This window comes from Streptomyces sp. SPB074 (genome assembly GCF_000154905.1).
Classification (GTDB): Bacteria; Actinomycetota; Actinomycetes; order Streptomycetales; family Streptomycetaceae; genus Streptomyces.
The window spans coordinates 5,738,187-5,740,950 of the sequence record NZ_GG770539.1; the positions used below are offsets into that span (position 1 = coordinate 5,738,187).

Here is a 2,764-nt window from a genome sequence, read left to right on the forward strand (position 1 = left end):
GCCGTACCCCGGCCCGTACGCCTGTGCGCGCGTGCCCCCTCGGGTGTGCCGGTTTCTTCGCGGGGGCAGGCGGGCTGCGGGAGGATGAGGACATGACGATCAAGGACAACCCCGAGCAGTGGCGGACCACGGCGAGCGAGACGCCGTGGCAGGGCGCCAAGACGAGCGTGCGCAGCGAGAAGGTCGTGATGCCCGACGGCGAGGTCGCGACCCGCGACTACCAGGTGCACCCCGGCTCCGTGGTGATCCTCGCGCTGGACGAGGAGCGGCGCGTCGTCGTCGTCAACCAGTACCGGCACCCGGTCCGCGAACGCCTGTGGGAACTGCCCGCCGGCCTGCTCGACGTGCCGGGCGAGAACCCCCTGCACGCCGCCGCGCGCGAGCTCTTCGAGGAGGCCCACCTGGAGGCCGCCGAGTGGCACGTCCTCGTGGACCACTACTCCTCGCCCGGCGGCTCCGACGAGGCGGTACGGGTCTTCCTCGCGACCGGGCTGCGCGAGGCGGGCGAGGAGCGGTACACGCCGGACGGCGAGGAGGCCGACATGCGCACGGCCCGCGTCCCGTACCAGGACCTCGTGCGGGGCTGCCTCGGCGGGGAGCTGCACAACAGCTCCCTCGTCATCGGCTCCCTCGCGCTCGGTGCCCTCCTCGACGGCTCCGAGGACACCGAGGCCGCGCTCAGCGGACTGCGCCCCGCCGACGCGCCCTGGCCCGCCCGGCCCTTCTGAGCCCGCTCCGGGCCCGGCCTCCCCGCCCCGTTCCCGCCCGGGCACCTTCCTGGCCCGATGCACTCTCCGCACAAGCTGGTCATCCGAAGAAATACTCATCCGATTGAGGGATGGTCGCGCCAGGTCGTCGTCACTTCGCCACACACCGTCACGTACGCTCGGGATCGCGCGTCCGGCCCGTCCTGGGCGGAGCGCGCGGCTCGGTGAGCGTGCGGCTGGACGGGAGTGTGGCCCGTGACGGACCAGGTGGTGGACACCGGCGGGGCGAGCGGCGCCGGGGTGACCGGCGTCGCCCCGGCACGCGACGCACACGCGGGCGTGACCGGCGGCGACGCCCTCCTCGGGCGGGAACGCGAACTCGCCGCGCTCCACGAGGACATCGGCCGCACCGGCCTCGACACCCTCGCCGGGCAGACCCCGCCCCGCGCGCGCGTCCTGCTTGTCGCGGGACGTCCCGGTTCGGGCCGTACCGCACTCGCGGAGACCTTCGCGGCCTCGCTCACCGAGCGTTATCCCGACGGGCTCCTGCGCGCCCGGCTCACCGACCCGGCGGGAGCCCCGGTCCCCGCCGGGGAAGCCGCGCGCTCGCTCCTCGCGGGGCTCGGCGAACAGGCCCCGGCCGGGGCCGACGAGGACGACCTCACCGAGCGGCTGCGCACCGCGCTCGCCACCCGCCGCGTCCTGCTCCTCCTCGACGACGCGCACGATGCCGCGCAGGTCGGCGACCTGCTGCCGGACAATCCCGCCTGCCTCCTCCTCGCCGTCGCCACCGGACCGCTCACCGGGCTCAGCGACGTCCGCCCCTGCGCCCTCGGCGGACTGGAACGGCAGGCCGCGCTGCGCCTGGTCGAGCGGTACGCGGGGCAGGGGCGGGCCGCCGCCGACCCGCACGCCGCCGAACGGCTGGTCGAGGAGTGCCGGGGCCGGCCCGCCGCGCTCGTACTCGCCGCCGGCTGGCTCGCCACCCGCCCCGGCACCTCCGTCGCGGATCTCCTCGCCCGGCTGGAGGCCCACCGCGCCGTCGTGCCCCGGCCCCAGCCTGCGGCGGACGCGGAGGACGCGGACACGGCCCGCGCGAAGGACACGGCGCAGGCGGGCGACGCGGCGGAGGGGGCGGGCGGCGGCACGGCCCCGTCCCGCGAGCGCCCGGCCGCCGACCTCCCCGTGGACCGGCTCCTGCGGTTCAGCCACGACCAGCTCCCCGCCGCCGACCAGCGTCTGCTGCGCCTGCTCCACCTCGCCCCCGAAGGACTCGCCGACGCGCACACCGCCTCGGCGCTCGCGGGCTGCTCCGTCCGGCACGCCGCCGAGCGCCTGGAACACTTCGTCCGGCACGGGCTGCTGCGCCCGCTCCCGGGGCCCCGCCCCGCCTACGAGGTGCCCGGCTGCCTCGTCCCCGGCCTCCGCGCCCTCGCACGCGAGACCGACCGCCCCGCCGAACTCCAGCTCGCCCGCGCCCGGATGCTGGAGCGCACCGTGCGCCTCCTGCACTCCTGCCGCGCCACGAGCGAACCGCCCGGCTCCCCGGCCCGCCGCCGCCTCGCCGGACTCCCCGCCGGACTGCGCTTCCCCGACCGGGAAGCCGCCGCGGCCTGGCTCGCCGAACGGCTGCCCGCACTCCTCGCCGCCGCCCGCCTCGCCGTCGCCGAGGGCGCCTTCGACACCCTCGCGCGCCGCTACGTCGCCGCCCTCGTCCGCGCCCTCGTCGCGCACCGGGGCCCCGAGGCGGCGGCCCCCGAGCTCTACGGACTGCACCGCCTCGTCCTCGACGTCGCGAAGCGGCGCGGACTGCACCGCGAGGAGGCCGCCGCGCTCCTCAACCTCGCCGACCTCGACGCCCGTACGGGCCGCACGCGCGAAGCCCTCGCCCGCTACCGCGCCGCGCTCGACGCGGCCCGCGCCGGGCACGACCCGCACGCCGCGGGGCGCGCCATGGAGTCCCTCGCCGGCGCCCACCAGGAGCTGAACGACTGGGCGCGGGCCGCCGAAGGTCGCATACCCTCGCCCACCGTCTCGTGCGCGCCGAGGACGGCGAG

Annotated in this window: 2 protein-coding genes; both read left to right on the forward strand. The window is 77.5% G+C overall.

Annotated elements, in window-relative coordinates; genetic code table 11:
• Positions 1 to 92 precede the first annotated feature (92 nt).
• The gene (locus SSBG_RS24295; protein WP_008748716.1) at positions 93 to 728 is read left to right on the forward strand and encodes an NUDIX domain-containing protein; all 636 of its coding nucleotides are present in this window, start codon (positions 93 to 95) and stop codon (positions 726 to 728) included.
• A 234-nt stretch (positions 729 to 962) separates the two neighbouring features.
• The coding region (locus tag SSBG_RS24300; protein ID WP_078491405.1) for an ATP-binding protein at positions 963 to 2,764 on the forward strand (1,802 nt) is incomplete at its 3' end.